This is a genomic window from Streptomyces paradoxus, assembly GCF_014202475.1.
Taxonomy (GTDB): domain Bacteria; phylum Actinomycetota; class Actinomycetes; order Streptomycetales; family Streptomycetaceae; genus Streptomyces; species Streptomyces paradoxus.
Genome location: NZ_JACHGV010000006.1, coordinates 491,063 through 509,791 on the forward strand (window position 1 = coordinate 491,063; position 18,729 = coordinate 509,791).

At 73.1% G+C, this 18,729-nt stretch carries 16 protein-coding genes and 2 rRNA genes; 4 read left to right on the plus strand and 14 right to left on the minus strand.

Going from position 1 to position 18,729, the window contains the following annotated elements; genetic code table 11:
• Positions 1-397: 397 nt before the first annotated feature.
• Entirely contained in the window at positions 398-2,200 is a 1,803-nt protein-coding gene (locus HNR57_RS22605) for a glycoside hydrolase family 15 protein (protein WP_184562233.1), read from the plus strand.
• 21 nt (positions 2,201-2,221) lie between these two features.
• Here HNR57_RS22605 and HNR57_RS22610 read toward each other — a convergent pair whose 3' ends face one another.
• A complete protein-coding gene (locus tag HNR57_RS22610) occupies positions 2,222-3,178 on the minus strand; it encodes an LLM class F420-dependent oxidoreductase (RefSeq protein WP_184562161.1) in 957 nt (318 codons plus the stop codon).
• A 125-nt stretch (positions 3,179-3,303) separates the two neighbouring features.
• Between HNR57_RS22610 and HNR57_RS22615 the strand changes: the two genes are divergently transcribed.
• Positions 3,304-4,983, plus strand: coding sequence for a PucR family transcriptional regulator (locus HNR57_RS22615; RefSeq protein WP_184562163.1), 1,680 nt, complete (start codon positions 3,304-3,306; stop codon positions 4,981-4,983).
• Between the two features lie 5 nt (positions 4,984-4,988).
• On the opposite strand, the gene HNR57_RS22620 is transcribed toward HNR57_RS22615, so the two are convergent.
• The 5 genes from HNR57_RS22620 to HNR57_RS22640 all read right to left on the minus strand — a co-directional run bounded on the left by HNR57_RS22620 (position 4,989) and on the right by HNR57_RS22640 (position 10,283).
• A complete protein-coding gene (locus tag HNR57_RS22620) occupies positions 4,989-6,131 on the minus strand; it encodes a glycosyltransferase family 4 protein (RefSeq protein WP_184562165.1) in 1,143 nt (380 codons plus the stop codon).
• A 210-nt stretch (positions 6,132-6,341) separates the two neighbouring features.
• On the minus strand, positions 6,342-8,060 hold the full coding sequence (gene recN / locus HNR57_RS22625) for a DNA repair protein RecN (RefSeq protein WP_184562235.1): 1,719 nt from the start codon (positions 8,058-8,060) through the stop codon (positions 6,342-6,344).
• Between the two features lie 171 nt (positions 8,061-8,231).
• Complete coding sequence (locus tag HNR57_RS22630) at positions 8,232-9,137, minus strand: NAD kinase (RefSeq protein ID WP_031112347.1); 906 nt, start codon at positions 9,135-9,137, stop codon at positions 8,232-8,234.
• Positions 9,134-9,949: a TlyA family RNA methyltransferase gene (locus HNR57_RS22635; RefSeq protein ID WP_184562167.1), complete on the minus strand. Its 816-nt coding sequence runs from the start codon at positions 9,947-9,949 to the stop codon at positions 9,134-9,136. Before HNR57_RS22635 ends, HNR57_RS22630 begins: the two co-directional genes overlap by 4 nt.
• A gap of 31 nt (positions 9,950-9,980) precedes the next feature.
• On the minus strand, positions 9,981-10,283 hold the full coding sequence (locus HNR57_RS22640; protein WP_184562169.1) for a hypothetical protein: 303 nt from the start codon (positions 10,281-10,283) through the stop codon (positions 9,981-9,983).
• A 42-nt stretch (positions 10,284-10,325) separates the two neighbouring features.
• Here HNR57_RS22640 and HNR57_RS22645 point away from each other — a divergent pair, with 42 nt between their 5' ends.
• The gene (locus HNR57_RS22645; RefSeq protein WP_184562171.1) at positions 10,326-10,673 is read left to right on the plus strand and encodes a sterol-binding protein; all 348 of its coding nucleotides are present in this window, start codon (positions 10,326-10,328) and stop codon (positions 10,671-10,673) included.
• Here the strand turns inward: HNR57_RS22645 and HNR57_RS22650 are convergent.
• The 4 genes from HNR57_RS22650 to HNR57_RS22665 form a co-directional block, all read right to left on the minus strand.
• Positions 10,657-11,544 carry an ABC transporter ATP-binding protein gene (locus HNR57_RS22650; protein ID WP_184562173.1) on the minus strand — a complete coding sequence of 296 codons (888 nt, stop codon included), beginning with the start codon at positions 11,542-11,544 and terminating at the stop codon, positions 10,657-10,659. The two genes, HNR57_RS22645 and HNR57_RS22650, sit on opposite strands and share 17 nt — an antisense overlap.
• Positions 11,541-12,581, minus strand: a complete 1,041-nt coding sequence (locus HNR57_RS22655) for a FecCD family ABC transporter permease (RefSeq protein ID WP_184562175.1) — start codon at positions 12,579-12,581, stop codon at positions 11,541-11,543. Before HNR57_RS22655 ends, HNR57_RS22650 begins: the two co-directional genes overlap by 4 nt.
• On the minus strand, positions 12,578-13,621 hold the full coding sequence (locus HNR57_RS22660; RefSeq protein ID WP_184562177.1) for a FecCD family ABC transporter permease: 1,044 nt from the start codon (positions 13,619-13,621) through the stop codon (positions 12,578-12,580). Before HNR57_RS22660 ends, HNR57_RS22655 begins: the two co-directional genes overlap by 4 nt.
• Positions 13,622-13,707: 86 nt before the next feature.
• Entirely contained in the window at positions 13,708-14,739 is a 1,032-nt protein-coding gene (locus HNR57_RS22665) for an HAD hydrolase-like protein (protein WP_184562179.1), read from the minus strand.
• 72 nt (positions 14,740-14,811) lie between these two features.
• Here HNR57_RS22665 and HNR57_RS22670 point away from each other — a divergent pair, with 72 nt between their 5' ends.
• Positions 14,812-16,104, plus strand: a complete 1,293-nt coding sequence (locus tag HNR57_RS22670; protein ID WP_184562181.1) for a DUF1015 domain-containing protein — start codon at positions 14,812-14,814, stop codon at positions 16,102-16,104.
• An 82-nt stretch (positions 16,105-16,186) separates the two neighbouring features.
• On the opposite strand, the gene HNR57_RS39195 is transcribed toward HNR57_RS22670, so the two are convergent.
• The 4 genes from HNR57_RS39195 to HNR57_RS22685 form a co-directional block, all read right to left on the minus strand.
• Positions 16,187-16,978, minus strand: a complete 792-nt coding sequence (locus HNR57_RS39195; protein ID WP_221342898.1) for a tetratricopeptide repeat protein — start codon at positions 16,976-16,978, stop codon at positions 16,187-16,189.
• Positions 16,870-18,015, minus strand: a complete 1,146-nt coding sequence (locus tag HNR57_RS39200) for a hypothetical protein (RefSeq protein ID WP_221342899.1) — start codon at positions 18,013-18,015, stop codon at positions 16,870-16,872. The genes HNR57_RS39195 and HNR57_RS39200 overlap by 109 nt, the downstream gene beginning before the upstream one ends.
• A 279-nt stretch (positions 18,016-18,294) precedes the next feature.
• Positions 18,295-18,411, minus strand: a 5S ribosomal RNA gene (gene rrf, locus HNR57_RS22680).
• A gap of 105 nt (positions 18,412-18,516) precedes the next feature.
• Positions 18,517-18,729: ribosomal RNA gene (locus HNR57_RS22685) — 23S ribosomal RNA — on the minus strand; the annotation flags it as partial.

Here is an 18,729-nt window from a genome sequence, read left to right on the forward strand (position 1 = left end):
CCAGCGTATCAGCGCCGCGGGGCGATGGCTTCCGGCCACGCTCCGCACACATCCCGACACGGAGGCGACCGTGCTCACCGCTTCCTCACCCGTTGCTCACTCGTTCGGCGTACTCGCCTTGTCCGGACGGGCACCCGGATCATCCGCGTGCGTCGTATCCTGCTCGGACACTCGCTGCCGAGCCCGTCCGGCCCAACGGCACCACCCCCCGCCCGTAACCACCGGAACAACATGAGCTCGTCAGTTCGTTGAGCAACAATTGGCGCTTTGCATCACGGCTGAGTGACCTGTTTTGCTTCATCGCTCAACGCCGCATTGCAAGACTTGCTGAAACCCCTTGACCGCACTAGCGACAGCCCCCTCGTGGGGTGACGTGGCCGTTCGACTGGAGTTGCACGTGGCCGGGCGCATCGAAGACTACGCACTCATCGGAGACATGCAGACCGCTGCCCTGGTCTGCCGGGACGGCACAGTCGACTGGCTGTGCCTGCCCCGCTTCGACTCGCACGCCATCTTCGCCGGCCTGCTGGGCACCGAGGAGCACGGCTTCTGGCGGCTCGGCCCCGCGTACGCCTCCGACCAGCAGCCCCCCACCGCCGCGCGGCGCAGCTACCGGGGCGACTCGCTGATCCTGGAGTCCGAGTGGGACACCCAGCGGGGCACGGTCCGGGTGACGGACTTCATGCCGCCGCGTGACGGCGCCCCGCAGCTGATCCGGATCGTGGAGGGCGTCTCGGGCCGCGTGCCGATGCGCTCGGCGCTGCGGATGCGGTTCTCCTACGGACGGGTGGTGCCGTGGGTGCACAAGCACGAGGGGCGCACGGTGGCCGTCGCGGGTCCCGACTCCGTGTGGTTCGACACATCCGCCGAGACCTACGGCAAGTCGCTGACGACGTACGCGGACTTCACGGTCGCGCCCGGTGACCGGATCGCGTTCACGATCTCCTGGCAGCCCTCGCACAAGGAGCCGCCGCCGCTGCCGGAGCCGGAGCAGTCGCTGGAGGCGACGGAGGACTTCTGGCGCGAGTGGGTCGACCACTGTACGTACCACGGGCCCTACCGCGAGGCCGTGGTCCGCTCGCTGATCACGCTGAAGGCCCTGACGTACGCCCCGACCGGCGGCATCGTCGCCGCGCCCACCACCTCCCTGCCGGAGGACATCGGCGGCGTCCGCAACTGGGACTACCGCTACACCTGGCTGCGCGACGCGGCGATCACGCTGTCCTCGCTGCTGCGCACCGGCTACCGCGAGGAGGCCCGCGCCTGGCGCGAGTGGCTGCTGCGGGCGGTGGCCGGCGACCCCGAGAACCTGCAGATCATGTACGGCATCGCCGGTGAGCGCGAGCTCGGCGAGGCGGAGCTGGACTGGCTGCCGGGCTACGAGAACTCCAGCCCGGTCCGGGTCGGCAACGGCGCGGCCCACCAGCTCCAGCTGGATGTGTACGGCGAGGTCACCGAGGCCCTGCACCTGGCCCACATGACGGGCCTCGCGCGCAACGACTACGCCTCGCTGCTCCAGCTGAAGCTGATCCGCTACCTGGAGGACCACTGGCAGGAGCCGGACGAGGGCATCTGGGAGGTGCGCGGCCCGCGCCGCCACTTCGTGCACTCCAAGGTGATGGCCTGGGTCGCCGTCGACCGCACGATCAAGCTGATCGAGTCCGGCGACGCCGACGGCCCCCTGGAGCGCTGGAAGGAGCTGCGCGACGACATCCACCGGGACGTGTGCGAGCGGGGCTACGACAAGGAGCGCAACACCTTCACGCAGTCGTACGGCTCCAAGGAGCTGGACGCCTCGCTGCTGCTGATCCCGCAGATGGGTTTCCTGCCGCCGGACGACAAGCGGGTCATCGGCACGATCGAGGCGATCCAGCGGGAGCTGTCCACCCCGGACGGCTTCATCCTGCGCTACCCGACCTCGGGCGGCGACGAGGGCGTCGACGGCCTGCCCGGTGACGAGGGCGCGTTCCTGGCCTGCTCGTTCTGGATGGCCGACGACCTGGCGATGATCGGCCGCGTCGACGAGGCCCGCAAGCTGTTCGAGAAGCTGCTGTCCCTGCGCAACGACCTCGGTCTGCTGGCCGAGGAGTGGGACCCGCGCCTGCAGCGCCAGGTCGGCAACTTCCCGCAGGCCTTCAGCCACGTGCCGCTCATCGACACGGCCCTGCGTCTGACGGCTTCGGGCGCGTACGGCGGCTGAGCCGGGCGGCCCGCGGGGATCTCACTCCGGCCTGAGGGCCGTGAGCGTGCGCTCCCCCGCGGGATCACCGGCCGTGGCCGGGACCAGGGCTATCTCGTCGAGTCCGGCCTCGGCGTAGGCGGCGATGCGGGCGCGGACGGTGTCGGCGTCACCGACGAGGGCGACCGTGCCGGCCGCCTCGGACGGCAGCGCCCGCAGCAGGGTGCCGGCGTCGGCGCCCTTGGCGGCCAGCTCGACGACCTCGGCGAACCCCGCGTCCACGAACATGTCGCTGTAGCCCGGCACCGCGAGGTAGCCGACGACGCTGCGCAGGACCTGCGTGAGCGTCTCCGGTTCCGGATCGACGGCGGCCGGGAGCCAGGCGGCCAGCCGCGGCGGCGTACGGCCCGCCTTCTCGGCGGCCGCGAGCATCCGGCCGCGCAGCATGCGGACCTGCTCGGGCGAGACGAGGTCGAGCAGCATCCGGTCGGAGTGCGCGACGGCGGCGGCGACCGCCCGCTCCCCGAACGCGGCGACGGTGACCATGCCGCCCGGCGGTGGCAGGCGGCGCGGGAAGCCGCTGCCGGGCACGATCGGCTCGCCCGGCACGCTGTCCATCAGCGCCCGTACGGCCGCCGCCGACTCCGCGAGGGCCGCCGCGGGCCGGGTCCGCGGCCGGCCGTGCACGCCCTCGACGACCCGCTTGCTGGAGGTGCCCAGGGCCACGCCGACGGGCCGGCCGGTGACGGCCGCGGTGGAGGCGGCGCCCCGGACGATGGTGAGCGGATCGCGCACCGACACCGGTACGGGCCCGGCGGTCAGCGTGACCCGCTCGGTGGCCGCGCCGATCGCCGCCGCCAGGACGAACGAGTCCCACGTGGGTCCCTCGCCCGCCCAGACCTCCCGGTAGCCGAGCCGGTCGGCGAGCACCGCGACCCGCAACGGTTCCTCGACCGGACTGTCGTCCTCCCGACCTACCGCCACCACGCTCATGTCCATGACGGCGCCCGTACCCGGTCGATCACCCGCTAATCCGGGGAGATCCGGCGCGACTTCCGGAAGGTGATCGTTTCGGTGCCCGCCGAAGATGTCCGGGAGGCACCCGCGCGGGTAGCGTCCGGACCATGGACAGCGGTACGGACAGCGGTTACGACACCCAGGGCGCCGGGATCACCGTGCAGCGGGCGCTGGAGCTGCCGGGGCTGCGCAGCGGGCTGCCCGAGGTGCTGGCGGGCGCCGAGCGGCTCGGTCGGACCGTGCGCTGGGTGCACGCCGGCGAGGTGCCGCACATCGCCTCCCTGCTCAAGGGCGGCGAACTCCTGCTGACCACGGGCTACGGCCTCGGCACCCGCCCCGCCGAGCAGCGGGCGTTCGTGCGCACCCTGGCCGAGCGCGGCATCGCGGCCCTGGTCGTGGAGCTCGGTCCGCGCTTCACCCGGCTGCCCGCGGCCCTCGTCGACACGGCACGCTCCGCCGGGCTGCCGCTCGTCCAGCTGCACCGCGAGGTGCCCTTCGTCACGGTCACGGAGGAGGTGCACACCGAGATCGTCAACGGCCACTACGCGCTGCTGCAGCGGGCCGAGGAGGTGCACCGGCGGTGCACCCAGGCCCTGCTGAGCGGCGGCGGGGTGCCCCAAGTGCTGGGCATCCTCGCCGACTTCGCCGGGAACCCCGTGTTCCTGGAGACGGCGGACGGGCAGTTGCTGTACGCGGCCGGGTCCGGGCCCGAGGGCGCGGACCCGCTCCAGGTGTGGGAGGGGCTGCGCGGCCAGCACAAGGACGAGCCGCCGCTCGCGGGTTCGGTGCTCGTGGACGTGCCGGGCGGGGGGCCCGGCAGCGGGGGCGTCCGGGCGCGGCTCATCCTGCTGCCCGTGCGGACTCCCCTGGCGCCGGTGCACCGGATGGCCGCCGAGCGGGCCGCGGGCATCCTGGCCGTGGTGCTGATGCAGGCCCGCCAGGAGGAGGAACTGGCGGCGCGCGGGCGCGGCGACTTCCTCACCGACCTCGCCGAGGGCCGGGTCACGGCGGAGGACGCCCCGGCGCAGGCCCGCGTGCTGGGTTTCCGGCCGGGCAGCGGCCCGCTGCTGCCGGTGGTCATGCGGCTCGGGGACGCCCTGTCCCCGGACGGGGGCGGCGCCCGCTCCGGTGGAGCCGAGAGCGGGGGTGGCTGGGCCGTGCTGGCCCGGGCGGTCTCCGAGGAGCTGGCGTCGGTGGGCGTGCCGGTGCTGCTCGGGGTACGGCCGGTGGAGGGCCGGGTGCTGGTGCTGCTCGGGCTGCGCGCGGAGTCGGAGCGGGCGGCGGTCGCGGACCGGGTGGCGGTGGCGCTGCGGGCCGGTGTGGGCCGGGCCGGGCTGCCGCGGCCGGGCGGGCAGCCGCCCGTGATGGTCGTGGGGACGGCCGGTGGCTGGCCGGCGGCGGCCTCGGGTCTGCGGCACGCGGCCGAGACGGCCACGGCGGCCCAGGGCCTGCCGGACCGGCCCTGGTACGACGCCCGCCGCCTGGACATCGACCTGCTGCTGTGGCGGCTGCGCGACCACCAGGACCTGGCGGCCTTCGTCGACCGCGCCCTCGGCCCGCTGCTGGAGCACGACCGCCGCTCCCGGCCGCCGCTGCTGCCCACGCTCGCGACCTACCTCGCCCACGCGGGACGCAAGGCGGAGACGGCCCGCGAGCTGCATCTGAACCGCCAGACCCTGTACAACCGCCTGGCCCGCATCGGGGAGTTGCTGGGCACGGACCTCGACGACCCGCAGACGGTGCTGGCCCTGAGCCTGGCCCTGCGGGCCCGCAGGCACGTCCCGTAGGACTGCTAGGAGAGGGGCAGGGGCTGAGTCAACTCGTCGTACACGCTGAGCACTTGGGCGACCGTCTCGTCCTCGGTCGGCCAGGTGGCGGCCTGCCGGGCTCCCCTGTCCGCCAGCAGGTCCCGGCGCGCCCGGTCTCCGAGCAGCCGGACGACGGAGTCGGCGAGGGCCCTGGCGTCCCCGTACGGGACGAGTTCGGCCGCGTCGCCGACGAGTTCGGGGATGCCGCCGACATCCGTCGCGACGAGCGGCACGCGTGCGTACAGGGCCTCCTGGGCGAGGACGGAGCGCGCCTCCCAGCGGCTCGGCAGCAGGGCGAGATCGGCCGCGGCCAGCAGGTCGGTGATGTCGTCGCGCCGCCCGATGAGCCGGACCGGCAGCCCCTCCTCCTCGATGCGCCCCTGGAGTTCACCGCGCAGCGGGCCCTCCCCGGCGATCACGACCAGCGGCACGGGATCGAGGCGGCGCCAGGCGCGCGCGGCGTCCAGCAGCACGTCGTATCCGCGGTGGCGTTCCAAGGAGCCGACGGCCATCAGCAACGGCCGTCCGATGGCGCCGAGTTCGGCGCGCACCTTGGGCCGTCGCCGGTCGGGGTCGTCGGGCTCGCGGGACCTGGGGGGACCGGGCAGCGCGACCGCGGCCAGCCGGGCGTCCCGCGCGCCGGTGAGCCGGGCCCGGTCCACGAGCGCCGAGGTCGTCCCCAGCACCACCGTGGCCGCCTTCACGACCCTGCGCTCCAGCACGCGCAGCATGTGGGCACGCGCCCCGTCGGCGTGCGCCCGGTCGTGCCACGTCACCACCAGCGGAGTACGCACGCGCCGCCCGCTGAGGGCGAGCACGGTACGGAAGGAGGCGTGCAGCCCGTGCGCGTGCACCAGATCGGCGTTGGCGCAGGCCGCCCGCAGCGCGGCCACCGACACCGGGTCGCTGCTGCGCGGCACGTGCACGTGGTCGGCCCCGGCACCGCTGAAGTCATAGGCGCGATCGGCCTCATAAGGGGCGCACACCGTGACTTTCACGCCCCGCGCGACGAGCCCCGCGGCCAGCGAGCGCACATGCGCACTGCTGGCGGCATTGCCTCCGCCCAGAACCTGCACGGTGCGCAGCGGCGACTGGCCATGCGGTGAGTGGCTGCTCACGGGGGTCACGTGGCCGGGCTCCTGGTTCGGGTCGGGCGGTCACGACGCGTACTCCGCCAAGGATGCCAGGACACAAGGGGGTTCCGGGCACGCCCGAGTCCCTGCGCTGCCGCGGCGGGGCGCGGCAGCGGGGGGAATGCCCCGGGCCGGGTCACCCACACGAGTGAAATCGGGCGCCCCTCCCGGCCTTGCCGCACCACCGCCGGTGCGCCGCTCCGGCTAGCCGTCCGCCCGGGCCGCCGCCAGCAGCTCCTCCGCGTGCGCCCGGGCCGTCTCGGAGTCCTCCTGGCCGGCGAGCATGCGGGACAGCTCCCGGACCCGGTCCTCGCCTTCGAGGACCTTGACGCCGGAGCGGGTCACGGACCCGTCGTTGGTCTTCTCGACCAGCAGCTGCCGGTCGGCGAAGGCGGCCACCTGGGGCAGATGAGTCACGACCACGACCTGCGCGGTCTTCGCCAGCCGTGCGAGCCGCCGGCCGATCTCGACCGCCGCCTTGCCGCCGACCCCGGCGTCGACCTCGTCGAAGAGGTACGTCGGCACCGGATCCGTGCCCGCGAACACGACCTCCACGGCCAGCATCACCCGCGACAGTTCACCGCCGGACGCGCCCTTGGCGATCGGCCGGGGCGGCGCCCCCGGGTGCGGGGCGAGCAGCAGCTCGACCTCGTCGGCGCCGGCGGGGCCGTAGGCGACCGGGCGCCCGCCGACCTCGACGCCGTCGGGGTCCTCGGTCTGCCGGATGTCGAAGGACACGCGCGCGTGCGGCATGGCGAGCGAGGCCAGCTCGGCGGTCACGGCGGCGGCGAACCGCTCGGCGGCCTCCGTCCGGGCGTCCGTCAGCGCCTGCGCCAGCCCGCCCAGTTCGGACCGCAGCGCGTCCCGCTCGGCGGTCAGCTCCCCGATCCGCTCGTCGTCGCCGTCCAGTTCGGTCAGCCGGGCGGCGCTCTGCTCGGCCCAGGCCAGCACGGTGGCGATGTCCTCGCCGTACTTGCGCGTCAGCCCCGTGAGCGCGGCCCGCCGCTCCTCGACGGCCGCCAGCCGCAGCGGATCGGCGTCCAGGTCGTCGGCGTATCCCGCCAGGTCGCCGGCCGCGTCACGCAGCAGGATCCCGATCTCCCCGATGCGGTCGGCCAGCGCGGCCAGCGCCGGGTCGTGCGACCGAACGGCGTCCAGGGCCCGCTGCGCGCCCGCGACGAGCGTCCCGGCGTCCACGCCCTCCGGGTCCTCGGGGTTGCCCGCGAGACCGGCGTGCGCGACCGCGGCGGCGGACGCCAGCGCCTCGGCGTGCCCGAGCCGCTCGGCCTCCTCGGCCAGCTCCACGTCCTCACCCGCGCGTGGTTCGACGGCGGCGATCTCGTCGAGCCCGAAGCGCAGCAGATCGGCCTCCTGGGCCCGCTCACGGGCCCGGGTGGTGATCTCGTCGAGTTCGGCGGCGACGGCCCGCAGCCGCTTGTACGCCTCGCCGTACTTGGCCAGCGGCCCGGCGACCGCGTCGCCCGCGTACCGGTCGAGCGCCTGCCGCTGCCGGGACAGCTTGAGCAGCCCCTGCTGGTCGGTCTGCCCGTGCACGGCCACCAGCTCGTCGGCGAGCTCGGCCAGGACACCCACCGGCACGCTGCGCCCGCCCAGGTGCGCCCGTGAGCGCCCCTCGGCGGAGACGGTACGGCTGATCAGCAGGGCCCCGTCGTCGAGCTCGGCCCCGGCCTCCTCGGCGCGTACGGCGACCGCGGCGTCCCGGGGGACGGTGATCCGCCCCTCCACGACGGCCTTCCCGGCCCCGATCCGCACGAGCGCCGGGTCGGCCCGCCCGCCCAGCAGCAACCCCAGGCTGGTGACCACCATGGTCTTGCCCGCACCCGTCTCACCGGTGACCGCGGTGAACCCGGGCGACAGCTCGACGACAGCATCGTCGATCACGCCCAGCGACCGTATCCGCATCTCCTCCAACACGGACACGACCTTACGAGGTCCCAGCCACGGATTGCGACTGGCCCACTGTTGTCACCCACGAGTGTGGCGGCGCCCCTTCCTCGGGGGCGCGGGGAACTGCGCGAACAGCCACAATCCGCCCGCACCCGCCGACGAAGCGGAACCACCCCCCGCAAACCGCTAGTGAGGCGCCCCCCGCCACCCGGAAACCGGCAGCGCGAACTTCGCCACCAAACGGTCCGTAAAGGACGCGTGGTGCAGCCGCGCCAGCCGCACCGGCACGGCCCCCCGCCGCACCTCCACCCGCGCCCCGGGCGGCAACTCCACCGTCCGCCGCCCGTCACACCACAGCACCCCGGGCGGAATGTGGGGCAGAACCTCCACAGCCAACACAGAATCCGGCGATGTCACGAGCGGCTTGGCGAACAGCGCGTGCGCGGAGATCGGCACCATCAGCAGCGCCTCGACCTCCGGCCAGACCACCGGCCCGCCCGCCGAGAAGGCGTACGCCGTCGACCCCGTGGGCGTCGCACACACGATCCCGTCGCAGCCGAACCCCGTCACCGGACGCCCGTCGATCTCCAGGACGATCTCCAGCATCCGCTCGGCGGACACCTTCTGCACGGCCGCCTCGTTCAGCGCCCAGTCCGTGTGCACGATGTCCCCATTGCGGTGCACGACGACATCGACGGTCATCCGCTCCTCGACCTCGTACGCCTTGGTGACCACCCGGTCGACGACCTTGTCGAGGTCGTCACGCTCGGCCTCCGCGAGGAACCCGACGCGACCGAGGTTGACGCCGAGCATCGGCACACCCGACGCCCTCGCGAACTCGGCACCGCGCAGCAGCGTGCCGTCACCGCCCAGCACGATCAGCAGCTCACAGCCGTCGAGGCACTGCGGAGTGGCCTCCTTGACCAGCTCCACCTCGGCCGGCAGCGGCAGATCGCGCGCCTCCGCCTCCAGGACGCGCACGCCGAGGCCGGAGCGCAGCAGCCCCTTCACCACGAGCTCGGCACTGCGCACGGCGGCGGGCCGCCCCGTGTGGGCGAGCAGGAAAACAGTACGAGCTCGGTTCTCGGTCAACGCGGCCCCTCCGCCACTGCACGGTCTGCCTCGGCCGGGTCCAGTTCCGGTGCCCCGGACCGCAGCCACAGAAAGTATTCGACATTCCCCGACGGCCCGGGCAGCGGACTGGCCGTCACGCCCTTCACCCCGAGCCCCAGCCCCCAGGCCTTCTCGGCCACCCCCCGTACCGCCTCGGCCCGCAGCTGGGTACTGCGTACCACTCCCCCGCTGCCGAGGCGCTCCTTGCCCACCTCGAACTGCGGCTTGACCATCATCACCAGATCGGCGTCCGGCTTCACGCACCGCACCAGGGCGGGCAGGACCAGCCCGAGCGGGATGAAGGACAGATCCCCCACGACAAGATCCACTGGCTCCCCATCGATCGCTTCAAGCGTCAACTCGCGTACGTTCGTACGGTCCTTGACGGTGACGCGTTCATCCTTCTGCAGGGACCACGCGAGTTGTCCGTATCCGACGTCCACGGCGACGACGTGGGCGGCGCCCGCCCGCAGCAGGACATCGGTGAAACCGCCGGTGGACGCGCCCGCGTCGAGCGCCCTGCGCCCCTCGACCGCCAGGCCCTGCGGCCCGAACACCGCGAGCGCGCCGGCCAGTTTGTGGCCGCCGCGCGAGACGTAGTCGGGGTCGCTGTCGTCCTGGGCCACCACGATCGCGGCCGCGGTCTCCACCTGCGTGGCGGGTTTGGTCGCGACGGTCTTGCCGACGGAGACCCGCCCGCCGGCGATCAGCTGCGCGGCGTGCTCGCGCGAACGCGCGAGCTTCCGGCGGACCAGCTCCGCGTCCAGACGGCGGCGTGCGACTCCTGCCACGTTCGGTTCAGCTCCTAGGTCCAGGCGGCGATCAGAGGGGGCGACCCGAAGGGTCTCGTTGAGGGGTGGTGGTCGGGTGACGCCCGGGAGCCGGAGGTCCCGGGCGTACGTCGAGCGCGGTGAGCGCGTCGCGCAGCCCCCGGTGTACATCCTCGTACACCTCGAGGTGCCCGTCCGTGGCGAGGTGGTCCGCGTCGCCGAGCCGGTCCAGGGCCGCGTCCACACCGGCGTCGCCGGTGGGCGTGCGCGGCACGTTCAGGGGGGCCGGGGCGGCGGGGTCGTACGCCGGCTCGTCCTCCGCCACCGGCGGGGTCTCCGGAACTGCGTCGTTCATGCCCCGACGCTACCGCGAACCGCTGCGGTACCGTCGGTCGCGATGGCCACGATCGAGGAGTGCCGCAGCGCACTCGACAAGCTTTCGGACAACATGCAGCGTGCCGAAGGGGACGTCCGCGACGCCGCGGCGCTGGACCGCTCGGTGAGCTGCCACATCACGGATCTCGACGTCACCTTCGTCGGCCGGATGCGCGGCGGGCGGATCGAGGTGCACGACACCGTGCCCGGGCCGCCGCCCGGCAAGGCCGAGATCAGACTCGCCATGACCGGCGACGACCTGGTGGCGCTGGTCGGCGGCGAGCTGAGCTTCGCCAAGGCCTGGGGCTCCGGCCGGGTGAAACTGCACGCGGGCGTGCGGGACCTGCTCCAGCTCAGGAAGCTTCTGTAGCCGAGACCTTCCCGGCCGAGGCCTGGGCGCGGGCCTTGCGCGCCGCAGGCACGACCAGCGGCGTGCCCGTCTCCGGGTCGTCGATGACCTGGCAGCGCAGCCCGAAGACCTCCTCGACCAGACCGGCCGTGACGATGTCCTTCGGCGCGCCCTCGGCGATGACCCGGCCCTCGCGCAGCGCGATGAGGTGGGTGGCGTAGCGGGCGGCGTGGTTCAGGTCGTGCAGCACGGCGACGAGCGTGCGCCCCTGCTCCTCGTGCAGCTCCGCGCACAGGTCCAGTACGTCGATCTGGTGCTGGATGTCCAGGTACGTCGTCGGCTCGTCGAGGAGGAGCAGCGGCGTCTGCTGGGCGAGCGCCATGGCGATCCACACGCGCTGGCGCTGGCCGCCCGAGAGCTCGTCGACGTAGCGGTCGCCGAGTTCGGCGACGCCGGTCTGCCGCATGGACTCCTGGACGACGCGCTCGTCCTCGGCCGACCACTGGCGCAGGATGCCCTGGTGCGGGTAGCGGCCCCGGCCGACCAGGTCGGCGACCGTGATGCCCTCGGGCGCGATGGACGACTGGGGCAGCAGACCGAGCGTCCGCGCGACCTTCTTCGCGGCCATCGACTGGATGACCTGGCCGTCTAGCAGCACCCGCCCCTCGCTCGGCTTGAGCATCCGCGACAGCGCCCGCAGCAGCGTCGACTTGCCGCACGCGTTGGGGCCCACGATCACGGTGAAGGAGTTGTCGGGTATCTCCACCGACAACTGCTCCGCGATGACCCGCTGGTCGTAGGCGAGGGTGACGTTCTCGGCGGACAGGCGGTTCACGGTGCTCCCTTGGTTGTTCAGTCCGCTGCTGGTGCTCTTCTCCGCACCGGTGCTCATATCCGGCCCGCCCTGCGCTCGCTGACCAGCAGCCACAGCAGGTAGACCCCGCCGAGCACACCGGTGACCACGCCCACGGGCAGCTGTTCGGCGCCGAACGCCCGCTGCGAGACCCAGTCGGCGATGACCAGCAGGGCGGCGCCCATGCACAGCGAGGGCAGCAGGTTCGGCCCGGGCGAGCGGGTCAGGCGCCGGGCCAGCTGCGGCGCGGTGAGCGCGACGAAGCTCACCGGGCCTGCCGCGGCGGTGGCGGACGCGGTGAGCAGCACGGCCGCCACCATCAGCAGCAGCCGCACGCGCTCGACCCGCACCCCGAGGGCGTACGACACGTCGTCGCCCATCTCCATCATCCGCAGCCCGCGCGCGTTGACGAGGACGAGCGGCACCAGCACGGCGGTCAGCGCGAGCAGCGGCCACACCTGGTCCCAGTCCCGCCCGTCGAGGGACCCGGTCATCCACACGACCGCGCGGGCCGCGTCCACGATGTCGGACTTGGTGAGCAGGTACCCGTTGACCGCCGTGACGATCGCGGAGACGCCGATACCGACCAGGACCAGCCGGTAGCCGTGCACCCCCCGCTTCCAGGCGAGCACATAGATGGCGAGCCCGGTCACCAGGCCGCCCGCCAGCGCCCCGGCCGCGACCTGGTTGGCGCTCCCGGAGCCCAGCACGATCACCACGAGGGCGCCGGCCGTCGCCCCCTGCCCGAGACCGAGCACATCCGGACTGCCCAGCGGATTGCGGGAGATGGCCTGGAACAGGGCCCCGCCCAGTCCGAGCGAGGCACCCACCAGCAGCCCCACGAGGACCCGCGGCAGCCGCAGTTCGGTGACGATGAACTCCTGGCCCGGATTGCCCTCGCCGGCCAGCGTCCGCAGCACGTCGGCGGCCGGGATCGGGAAGTCGCCGGTGCCGATGAGCACGACACTCGCCACGAGCGCCGCGAGGATCAGCAGGAGCACGACGGTGACGGCCCGCACGTCCAGGCGTATCGAGAGCCCGCCGGGGGTCCGCACGGCACGGTTGGTGGTCTTCACAGCTGCGCCGTCCTCCGCCGTCGTACGAGAAAGATGAACACCGGGCCGCCGAGGATCGCGGTGACGATGCCCACCTGGAGCTCCGAGGGCCGGGCCACGATCCGGCCGATGACATCGGCTCCGAGCAGCAGCACGGGCGACAGGATCGCCGCGTACGGCAGGATCCAGCGCAGATCGGGCCCGGTGAAGGAGCGCACCACGTGCGGCACCATCAGCCCGACGAACACGATCGGCCCGCACGCGGCGGTCGCGGCCCCGCACAGCACGGTCGCGGCCAGCATGGACAGCGCCCGGGTGCGGTTGAGGTCGGCGCCCAGGGCCTTGGCGGTGTCGTCGCCCATCGCCATCGCGTTGAGCGGCCGGGCCAGAGCCAGCGCCAGGACCGTACCGGTCAGCAGGAACGGCAGGACCTGCGTGATGGTCGAGTCGGTCGCCGAGGCCAGCGAACCGACCGTCCAGAACCGCATCTTGCCGAGCGCCGCCTCGTCCATGATCATCACGGCCTGGAGGTAGCCGTACAGCGCGGCGCTGATGGCCGTACCGGCGAGCGCGAGCCGCACCGGCGTCGCCCCCCGGCTGCCACCGAGGAACCACACCAGCGCCCCGACCGCGGCCGCGCCGAAGAACGCGAACCAGACGTAGCCGCTGAGCGAGGTGACCCCGAAGTACGTGATCGCCGTGACGACCGCGGCGGAGGCACCGGCGTTGATGCCGAGCAGACCGGGGTCGGCCAGCGGGTTGCGCGTGAGGGCTTGCAGGACCGCCCCGGCCAGGCCGAGCGCGGCGCCCGCGAGCAGCCCGAGCACGGTCCGCGACAGCCGCTCCGCCACGACGACGTCCCCGTAGGTCCCCGACTCCTCGAACAGGCCGTGCCAGACCTGGCCGAGGGACAGCTCTTTCGCACCGATCGCGATACTCGCCAGCGCGACGAGCACCAGGATCGCGACGGACAGCAGCAGCCCGAAGGCGCGCACCGCCCGTCGGGCCGGGGGCGCGGGGGCGGTCTCCGCGCGCTGTTCGGGGGGACTCTCGACCAACACGCAGTTAGGTTAGCCTACCCTCGCATTCGAGCAAGATTCGGATTCCCGGCCCGCCCCGGGTACCCGGCCCGGGCGCTGACAGACACTCAGATACCCAGCCGCGCCAGCGCCTTCCCCCCGTCCAGCTCGCACACACCCTCACCGGCCGCCGTCCACGCCGCGGCGCACAACGCCCGCAGCCCGTCCGGAGCCTCACCCTCCCCGTCGAGCTCCAGCCGGTCCGCACCGGCCGTCGCCGTCCAGCCACCGCACCGGAACCCGCCCTCGCCCGCCTCGACGACCTCCGGCTGACGGCCGAGCATCCCGCGCAGATCCGCGTCCACATACGTCGGCCGGTGCTGCGGCGGCGCGGCCAGCAGCTGCGCGCCGTCGGTGACACCGGTCAGGACCAGCAGCGAGTCGACGTCCCCGTTGAACGCGCCCTCGATGTCCGTGTCCAGCCGGTCGCCCACCACCAGCGGCCGCCGCGCCCCGGTCCGCAGGATCGTCTCCCGGTGCATCGGGGGCAGCGGCTTGCCCGCGACCTGCGGCTCGGCACCCGTGGCGATCCGGACGACCTCCACCGCGGCGCCGTTGCCCGGCGCGATCCCCCGCCCGCTCGGAATCGTCAGGTCGGTGTTGGACGCGAACCACGGCACGCCCCGGGCCACTGCGTACGACGCCTCGGCGAACCGGCCCCACGGCAGATCGGGCCCGCCGAACCCCTGCACCACCGCCGCCGGATCGTCGTCCGCCGACTCCACGGGCACCAGCCCGCGCTCGCGCAGCGCGACCCGCAGCCCCTCACCGCCGATCACCAGCACCCTGGCGCCCTGCGGCACCTGCTCACTGATCAGCCGCGCGACCGCCTGCGCCGAGGTGATGACGTCCTCCGCGCCGGTCGGTATCCCCAGCTCCGTGAGATGCCCGGCCACGGTGTCCGGCGTCCGCAGCGCGTTGTTCGTGACGTACGCCAGGCGCATACCGCCCTCCCGGGCCCGGGCCAGCGACTCCACGGCGTGCGCGATCGCGCTCCCGCCCGCGTACACGACACCGTCAAGATCGAGCAGCGCCGTGTCATACGCCTCGCTCAGGGCCTGCCCACTGCCCTCGGGCTTCGTCCTGACGCTCCGGCTCATCCAGCATCGCTCCTCGTTCGACGGCTTTCCCCCGATCATCCCCCATGGCACTGACAGCCGTACGATGCCGGGATGAACTCAGCAGGTCACTCGGAGGCAACGGCGCACCGAGGCCTGGAACTCACCCCGTTCCGAGGCCTTCGTTACGACCCCGACCGGGTCGGCAGCCTTGCCGCCGTCACATCTCCGCCGTACGACGTCGTGGTGCGCCCCGACGGCCTGCACCACCTCGAGGCCGCCGACCCGCACAACATCGTCCGCTTGATCCTCCCCCAGGCGGCCACGCCCAGCGCCCGCAATGAACGGGCCGCCGACACCCTGCGCCGCTGGCTGTCCGAGGGCGTCCTGACCACCGACCCGGAACCAGGCCTCTACGTCTACGAGCAACGCGACGGCAACGGCATGCTGCAGCGCGGCATCATCGGCGCCCTGCGCGTGTCGGACCCCGCCGAGCAGGTGGTGCTGCCGCACGAGGACGTCATGCCGCACGTCGTCGCCGACCGCGCCGATCTCATGCGCGCCACCTCGGCCAACCTCGAACCGCTCTTGCTGACCTACCGTGGCGACGACTCGACGGCGGCCACGGCCGACCTGATCGAGCGCACCGCCGAGCAGCCTCCGCTCCTCGCCACCACCACGGAGGACGGCTTCCACCACCGCCTGTGGTCGGTCACCTCCCCCGAGGACCTGGCCGCGATCCAGAGCGGCCTCGGCAGCCACCAGGCGCTCATCGCCGACGGCCACCACCGCTGGGCGACCTACCGCCGCCTCCGCATGGAGCACCCCTCCCCCAGCCCGTGGGACCACGGCCTGGTCCTCCTCGTCGACACGGCCCGGTACCCGCTCCGGGTCCGCGCCATCCACCGCCTGCTGCACGACCTGCCGGTCGCCGAGGCCGTGGCAGCCCTGGAGGGCCGTTTCCGCGTACGCCGGCTCGAAGCCCCCCTGCCCGAGGCCCTGGAAGCCCTGGCCGACGCGGCCTGCTCCGGCAACGCGTTCCTGCTGGCCGGCGACGGTGCCTTCCACCTCGTCGACCATCCGGACCCCGGCCTGCTGGCCCGTACGATCCCCGCAGACCGGCCGACAGCCTGGCGCACCCTCGACGCGACCGTCCTGCACGCCACGCTCCTGGAGCACGTCTGGCGCATCCCCGAGGACTCCCCCGCCCACATCGCCTACATCCACGACACGGCAGCCACGGTGGAGAAGGCGGAACGCGACGGCGGGACGGCCGTTCTGATGCACCCGGTCCGCGAGGAGGTCGTCCGCGACCTGGCCCGCCAGGGCGTCACGATGCCCCGCAAGTCGACGTCGTTCGGCCCGAAACCGGCGACGGGCCTGGTCCTGCGGGCGCTGGACCTCTGACTGGACCGCGGCGGCCCTGACACGACGAAGGGGCGGGACCCGAGGCCTCACGGCCCGGCTCCCGCCCCTTCTCCTGCGGACGTCAGTCCTTGTCGTCCCCGCGCTCGTCCTCGTCCTCGGTGTCGGCCTCGGTGTCGGCCTCCTCGGCCGTCGGCGAGTCCGGAGCCTGGGCCTCGTCGTCCTCGTCCTCGTCCTCGACCAGGGCGTCCACGAACTCCACGCCGTCCAGCTCGGCCAGCCGGTCCGAGGCGTCGGTGCTGCCGTCGCGGTCGGCCTCGACGGCCTTCGCGAACCACTCCCGCGCCTCGCCCTCCCGCCCGGCGGCGAGCAGCGCGTCGGCGTAGGCGTACCGCAGTCGCGCGGTCCACGGCTGCACGGAGTTCGCGGCCAGTTCCGGGCTCTGCAGCGTCACGATGGCCGCGTCCAGCTGCCCCATGTCGCGCCGCGCGCCGGCCGCGACGAGCCGCATCTCGACCTGCCCGGCCTTGTCGAGCTTGTGCACCTCGGGCGCCCCGGCCATGTCCAGAGCCTTCTCCGGCCGCCCGAGCCCGCGCTCGCAGTCGGCCATGACGGGCCACAGGTCGATGTTCCCGGTCATCCGCTTGGCGGCCCGGAACTCGGCCAGCGCCTCGCCGTACTTCTGGTTGGCGTACGCGGCGAACCCGGCGGCCTCCCGGACGGCGGCGACACGCGAGGCCAGCCGCAGCGCCACCCTGGAGTAGCCGTAGGCGCCCTCGGGGTCCTCGTCGAGGAGCCGCGCGACCATCACCAGGTTCCTGGCGACGTCCTCCGCGAGCGTCTTGGGCAGGCTCTGCAGTTCCTGCCGTACGTCCTTGTCGATCTCGTCACCCGTGACGTCCTCGGGGATCGGCAGCCGCTTGATGGGCTCCCTGTCCCGGTCCCGGTCCCGCTCCTCACGGAACCGGCCCGGGCCGCGCCGGTCGTCCCGGCCGCGGAAGCCGCCACGGTCGCCGTCACGCCGATCACCGTCACGCCGGAAGGCCGGACGGTCACCACGGTCGTCCCGACGCGGCCCGCGGCCGCCGCGGTCGTCACGGCCACGGAAGCCACCGCGGTCGTCCCCACGGCGGTCGTCGCGACGGTCGTCACGGCGGAACTCGCCGCGGTCGCTGCGGGGGCCGTCCTCGCGACGGAACCCGGGACGCCCGCCCCGGCCGGCGTCGTCGCGACGGAAGCCGCCCCGCTCCCCGCGGTCGTCCCCGCGACGCTCGTCCCGGCGATCGTCACGGCGCTCGTCCCGGCCACGGAAGCCACCGCGGTCGTCACGCCGGAAGCCGCGGTCACCGTCCCTGGGGCGGTCTCGATCGCCGCCGCGGAAGCCGCGGTCGCGGTCGTCACCACGGAAGCCGCGGTCGCGGTTGTCGTCGCGACGGAAGCCACCACGGTCCCGGTCGTCGCGACGGGGGAACCCACCACGGTCGCCATCGCGCCGTTCGCCACGACGGTCGTCGCGTCGGTCGTCACGCCTGTCGTCCCGACGGTCATCGCGCCGGAAGGCGGGACGGTCACCCCGGTCGTCCCGACGGAATCCGCCACGGTCGCGGTCGTCCCTGCGCGGCCCACGGTCACGGTCGTCACGCCGGCCGTACCCGCCACCACGGTTGTCGTCCCGACGGAAACCCCCACGGTCCCGGTCGTCACGGCGCTCACCACGGTCATCGCGGTCGTCCCGCCGGAAGGCGGGGCGGTCGCCGCGGTCGTCCCGACGGAACCCGCCACGGTCGCGGTCGTCCCTGCGCGGCCCGCGATCGCGGTCGTCACGCCGGCCGTACCCACCACCACGGTTGTCGTCCCGACGGAAACCCCCACGGTCCCCACGATCGGGGCGGTCACCGCGGTCGTCCCGACGGAACCCGCCACGGTCGCTGCCGCCACGGTCGCTGCCGCCACGGTCGCTGCCGCCTCGGTCGTTGTCGCGCCGGAAGCCCCCACGGTCTCCGCCGCGGCTCCCGCGCTGAGCGCCGCGGTCGTTCCGGTCGCTCCGGTCCCCCTCCCGTCGCCGCTGGTCGCGCTCCGGTCGGTCGTCGGGAGAGTTGGTGGACATGGTGACTCCTGTCTTCGGTACCGCAAGTCATTCTCGCGCAGCCGGGTGCCCAGCGCGCACTGCAAAAACAAAAAAGGACCCTTGGTCCCAGCTGAACGCTGGGACCAAGGGTCCTTCCAAAGATTGTTCGGCGGCGTCCTACTCTCCCACAGGGTCCCCCCTGCAGTACCATCGGCGCTGTAAGGCTTAGCTTCCGGGTTCGGAATGTAACCGGGCGTTTCCCCTACGCTATAACCACCGAAACCCTAATGGTTTCGAGCGAACAAGCACACTCTTTAATTGTTTGTTCTACTCAAAGCCGACAACTGTTCGTTGTTTCAGAACCAACACAGTGGACGCGAGCAACTGAGGACAAGCCCTCGGCCTATTAGTACCGGTCAACTCCACACGTTACCGTGCTTCCATATCCGGCCTATCAACCCAGTCGTCTACTGGGAGCCTTACCCTCTCAAGGAGGTGGGAATACTCATCTCGAAGCAGGCTTCCCGCTTAGATGCTTTCAGCGGTTATCCCTCCCGAACGTAGCCAACCAGCCATGCCCTTGGCAGAACAACTGGCAC

Bases quoted from the DNA above. Each gene is read 5' to 3' on its own strand.
- HNR57_RS22610 (WP_184562161.1), bottom strand. From the start codon at position 3,178: ATGGACATGAGCGTGGTGGCGGTAGGTCGGGAGGACGACAGTCCGGTC.
- HNR57_RS22650 (WP_184562173.1), bottom strand. From the start codon at position 11,544: ATGAGCACCGGTGCGGAGAAGAGCACCAGCAGCGGACTGAACAACCAA.
- HNR57_RS22645 (WP_184562171.1), top strand. From the start codon at position 10,326: ATGGCCACGATCGAGGAGTGCCGCAGCGCACTCGACAAGCTTTCGGAC.
- HNR57_RS22665 (WP_184562179.1), bottom strand. From the start codon at position 14,739: ATGAGCCGGAGCGTCAGGACGAAGCCCGAGGGCAGTGGGCAGGCCCTG.
- HNR57_RS22670 (WP_184562181.1), top strand. From the start codon at position 14,812: ATGAACTCAGCAGGTCACTCGGAGGCAACGGCGCACCGAGGCCTGGAA.
- HNR57_RS22640 (WP_184562169.1), bottom strand. From the start codon at position 10,283: ATGAACGACGCAGTTCCGGAGACCCCGCCGGTGGCGGAGGACGAGCCG.
- HNR57_RS22615 (WP_184562163.1), top strand. From the start codon at position 3,304: ATGGACAGCGGTACGGACAGCGGTTACGACACCCAGGGCGCCGGGATC.
- recN (WP_184562235.1), bottom strand. From the start codon at position 8,060: ATGCGGATACGGTCGCTGGGCGTGATCGACGATGCTGTCGTCGAGCTG.